This window comes from Bizionia psychrotolerans, assembly GCF_001039595.1.
The window spans coordinates 1-5,230 of record NZ_JNGS01000011.1 but is presented as its reverse complement, the minus strand read 5'-3'; the positions used below and the strand labels follow the sequence as shown (position 1 = coordinate 5,230).

The following is a 5,230-nucleotide window of genomic DNA, read 5'->3' as shown; positions in this document are numbered from 1 at the left end:
TGAACACTGAACACTGAACACTATACACTACTCCCTAATTTTCTTTCTGCGAAGTTCGAAATTCTGACCTAGATACACTTTACGTACCATTTCATCATTAGCTAATTCTTCCGGCTCTCCAGCTTTTAGAATACTACCTTCAAACATTAAATAGGTTCTATCTGTAATAGCTAATGTTTCTTGTACGTTGTGATCGGTAATAAGAATACCAATATTTTTTTTTGGTTAGTTGCGCTACAATACGCTGAATATCTTCAACAGCAACAGGATCTACACCTGCAAAGGGTTCATCTAATAAAATGAAATTTGGATCGGTTGCTAAAGCTCGCGCAATTTCGGTACGACGACGTTCACCACCTGATAATAAATCGCCACGACTCTTGCGAATATGCCCTAAACTAAACTCATCAATCAATGATTCCATTTTATGCACTTGCTCTTTCTTACTCAATTTGGTAAGTTGTAACACGCTTAAAATATTATCTTCAATACTTAATTTTCTAAAAACAGATGCTTCTTGGGCTAGATAACCAATACCATTTTGAGCCCTTTTATACATAGGGAATTTAGTGATATTTGTGTTTTCTAAATGAATGCTACCACCATTAGGTTTTATCAAACCTACAATCATGTAAAACGAGGTTGTTTTACCAGCACCATTAGGTCCTAATAATCCAACAATTTCTCCCTGATTAACTTCTAAAGATACATCCTTAACGACTTTTCTGCCGCTATAGGATTTCATTAAATGTTCTGCTTTTAGTTTCATAGGCTTAAACTCTGGGCTAAAATAGTAAAATCAGAGAGACAATTTTAGAATTTGGGTTGAATTTAGATAAAGTTTAACGGGATTTTAAATTAGAAATAAAGAATTAAGTACCAACCTGCCTGCCAGCAGTCAGAGAATTAAGAATTAGGATTTAATTTCTAATAAGGATTTATTCGTCAATTAATTTATTTCTTCTTTAAATCCTTTTTAGCTTGTCGCTCCTGATTTCTAACTACTATTTTAGAAATATAAATACTTACTTGGTATAATAACAAAATAGGAATGGCAACTATTACTTGGCTCGCAATATCTGGAGGCGTGATAATGGCTGAAATTATTAATACAATAACCAATGCAAACTTGCGGTATTTTTTAAGAATTTGAGGTGTAACGAGTCCGATTTTAGTTAGAAAGTAAATGACAATTGGCAACTCAAACACCAATCCAGATGCCAATGATGAGGATCTAACTAAGGCTATATAAGAACTTAAATCAATTTCATTTGAAATTTCACTACTCACATTATAGGTTCCTAAAAAGTTGATTGAAAGTGGTGTTACAATGTAGTAACCGAATAATACACCAATAAAGAACAGTAATGAGGTAATAATGATAAAGCCTCTCGAATGCTTGCGTTCACCAGGATTTAAACCTGGACTAATAAATTTCCAAAATTGATAGACCACATAAGGAAAGGCAATAATTAATCCTGCATAAATAGAGGTCCAAATATGAGCTGAAAACTGTCCAGCCATGGTTCTGTTTTGAATCCGGAATGGAAATTCATCTAAACAAAATGTGGTTTCAATTCCTATAAATTGTGATGCTTGACACAACCATTGATAGGTAGGGAAGGTCATGCGTTTAGGGCCAAAAATAATAACTTCAAAAATGAAATTTGAGAATAGAAAAGCAATTGTTCCACCTATGAGAATCGCGAAGGTAGACCGAATTAAATGCCATCTTAAATCTTCTAGATGATCCAGAAAAGACATGTCATTAATACTCTTTTTTGCCATTAGATAATGCCTTCTTTAATTAAATCATGAATATGTACAATGCCAGCATACTTCCCTTTATTTTCAACTAATAATTGAGTAATACCGTTAGATTCCATTAATTCTTTAGCATCTACAGCCATAGCATTGGCGTCAATACGTTTTGGATTGGCACCCATTATATCTTGAGCCGTTAAATGATTGAATTCGTTTGATTTTGTAAGCATACGTCGTAAATCGCCATCCGTAATAATACCCACTATTTTCTCATTTTCAACAACAGCCGTAACACCTAACATTTTTTCGGAAATTTCAATAATCACCTCTTTAATATTGGTGTTTGGGCTTACTTGAGGTTTTTGGTTTACCTCACTCATGTCACTCACGCGTAAATATAATTTTTTACCTAAAGCACCACCTGGATGGTATTTAGCAAAATCATTACTGGTAAATCCGCGTAATTCTAATAAGCAGACAGCCAAAGCATCACCCATTACTAATTGAGCCGTGGTACTAGTGGTAGGTGCTAAATTATTTGGACAAGCCTCTTTTTCAACAAAGGTGTTTAGTAAAAAATCGGAGTTTTTAGCCAAAAATGAATCGCGATTACCTGTAATAGCTATCATTTTATTTTTAGCACGTTTTATAAATGGAACTAATACTTTAATTTCTGGCGTATTACCACTTTTGGAAATACAAATAACGACGTCGTCTTCTAAAATTAATCCTAAATCACCATGAATGGCGTCAGCAGCATGCATAAAAACCGCAGGCGTTCCTGTAGAATTTAATGTAGCCACTATTTTAGTTGCAATAATGGCACTTTTTCCAATGCCAGTAATAATTACACGACCTTTGGAATTTAATATGCAAGTAACAGCATCCGAAAAATCAGTATCTAATAAAGAAGAAATATTAGCAATGGCCTGACTTTCCATGTCAATAGTCTGTTTAGCCGTCTGTAAGATGGTATTTTGAGTTTTCAAAATTTATTATTTTTTTGGGTTGATGCTTTTAAAGATTTTATTATCTTTAAAGTTATTCAAACTAAATAATTAATTTGTTGGTTTTTGAATGTTGCAAAGCTAACAAAAATATTTATGAGAGTTCTGTAAATGCACCCGTAATTAATTAATAGCCAAATTCAATACTGTGCATTTAAAATGAGGGAAATAAAATTTTAAAAACGATACATGTCTGTAAATGTAAAAGACTTGCACAGCGCATTAAAAACCTATTTTGGTTTTAGTGCATTTAAAGGCTTGCAAGAACCAGTAGTAAAAAGTATTTTATCGGGTAAAGATACATTCGTTATCATGCCAACAGGAGGTGGAAAATCACTTTGTTATCAGTTGCCAGCTTTAATGCAAGACGGGACGGCTATTGTGGTTTCGCCATTAATTGCCTTGATGAAAAACCAAGTAGACGCCATTCGTGGTATATCTGACGATTATGGTGTGGCACATGTTTTAAATTCGTCCTTAAATAAAACCGAAATAAAACAAGTCAAACAAGATATAACAGATGGGATTACTAAACTCCTATATGTGGCACCAGAGTCTCTTACCAAAGAAGAAAATGTGGAGTTTTTACGCTCTGTAAAAATCTCCTTTATGGCTGTAGATGAAGCCCATTGTATTAGTGAATGGGGACACGATTTCCGCCCAGAATATCGAAATTTAAAAAACATAATAGAACGTATAGGTGATAATATTCCCATTATTGGGTTAACTGCTACGGCAACACCTAAAGTTCAAGAGGATATTCTTAAAAATTTAGGTATTCATGATGCTATGACTTTTCAGGCGTCGTTCAATAGACCGAATTTATATTACGAAGTTCGTCCAAAAACAAAAAATGTGGATGCTGATATTATCCGATTTGTCAAAAAATATGAAGGCAAGTCAGGAATAGTATATTGCTTAAGTCGCAAACGGGTTGAAGAACTCTCGCAAACGCTTCAGGTCAATGGCGTAAAAGCCGTGCCATATCATGCAGGTTTGGATGCCAAAACACGTGCCAATCATCAAGATATGTTTTTAATGGAAGAGGCAGATGTTGTAGTGGCAACCATTGCATTCGGGATGGGTATAGATAAACCAGATGTTCGGTTTGTAATTCACCATGATATTCCTAAAAGTATAGAAAGTTATTACCAAGAAACTGGTCGTGCTGGTCGCGATGGTGGTGAAGGCTATTGTTTGGCTTTTTATGCTTACAAAGATATTGAGAAATTAGAGAAATTTATGTCAGGGAAGCCTGTTGCTGAACAGGAAATAGGCCATGCTTTACTTCAAGAAGTAGTTGCTTATGCGGAAACTTCTATATCTAGACGAAAGTTTATCTTGCATTATTTTGGTGAAGAATTCGATTCAGAAACTGGCGATGGTGCCGAAATGGATGATAATATGCGTCATCCTAAAAAACAACATGAAGCCCAGAAGAATGTTGAGCTTTTACTTGATATTGTTTCAAAAACCAATGAAAAATATAAATCTAAAGATTTAGTTAGTGTTATAATAGGTAAAGAAAATGCCTTAATTAATTCGCATAAAACCAACGATCAACCTTTCTTTGGCAAGGGTCGTGCGGCAAACGATAAATATTGGATGGCTTTAACGCGTCAGGTTTTAGTTGCTGGTTTTCTAAAAAAAGATATTGAAACCTATGGTGTTATTAAGTTAACAGAGACTGGTTTAGATTATATGAAAAACCCCAAATCGTTTATGATGACGGAAGATCATTTATTCAATTCTGAAGTAGATGAAGCTATTATTTCCGCATCCAAAGGTGGAGGAGCAGTGGCTGATGCTACCTTAATGAATATGCTAAAAGATCTGCGTAAACGGAATGCCAAACGATTGGGTATACCTCCTTTTGTTATTTTCCAAGACCCTTCATTAGAAGATATGGCTTTGAAATATCCGATTTCTATTGACGAAATGGGCCATGTTCATGGCGTAGGAGAAGGGAAAGCGAAAAAGTACGGTAAAGATTTTGTGGATTTAATTACAAGATATGTAAACGAAAATGATATTGTTCGTCCAGACGATATGATTGTTAAATCAACCGGAATGAATTCGGCTCTAAAGCTTTACATAATTCAAAATATTGATAGAAAATTACCGCTTGATGATATTGCGTCTGCAAAAGGCATGTCCATGAGCGATTTTATTAAGGAAATGGAAGCTATCGTTTATTCAGGTACGAAATTGAATATTAATTATTGGATTCAAGACATATTAGACGATGATCAGCAAGAAGAAATTCATGATTATTTTATGGATTCTAAAACGGATAAAATTGATGTAGCTATTGATGAGTTTGATGGCGATTATGACGATGAAGAATTACGTTTGTATCGTATTAAGTTTATTAGTGAGGTGGCGAATTAGATTTTTAGATTTAAGTTTCAAAGTTTCAAAGTTTCAAAGTTTCAAAGTTTCAAAGTTTCAAAGTTTCA

The 5,230-nt window shown here is 34.2% G+C and carries 3 protein-coding genes and 1 pseudogene; 1 reads left to right on the top strand and 3 read right to left on the bottom strand.

The features are described from left to right. Window positions 1-27: 27 nt before the first annotated feature. The 3 genes and pseudogenes from lptB to GK51_RS01260 form a co-directional block, all read right to left on the bottom strand. Window positions 28-769, bottom strand: a pseudogene (gene lptB / locus GK51_RS01270) (LPS export ABC transporter ATP-binding protein). Between the two features lie 185 nt (window positions 770-954). Beyond that, a complete protein-coding gene (tatC, locus tag GK51_RS01265; protein ID WP_048331200.1) occupies window positions 955-1,788 on the bottom strand; it encodes a twin-arginine translocase subunit TatC in 834 nt (277 codons plus the stop codon). Continuing rightward, on the bottom strand, window positions 1,788-2,705 hold the full coding sequence (locus tag GK51_RS01260) for a KpsF/GutQ family sugar-phosphate isomerase (RefSeq protein ID WP_048331198.1): 918 nt from the start codon (window positions 2,703-2,705) through the stop codon (window positions 1,788-1,790). The genes tatC and GK51_RS01260 overlap by 1 nt, the downstream gene beginning before the upstream one ends. Window positions 2,706-2,960: 255 nt before the next feature. On the opposite strand from GK51_RS01260, the gene GK51_RS01255 reads away from it, so the two are divergent. Further along, complete coding sequence (locus GK51_RS01255; RefSeq protein WP_048331196.1) at window positions 2,961-5,162, top strand: RecQ family ATP-dependent DNA helicase; 2,202 nt, start codon at window positions 2,961-2,963, stop codon at window positions 5,160-5,162. Window positions 5,163-5,230: the final 68 nt, after the last annotated feature.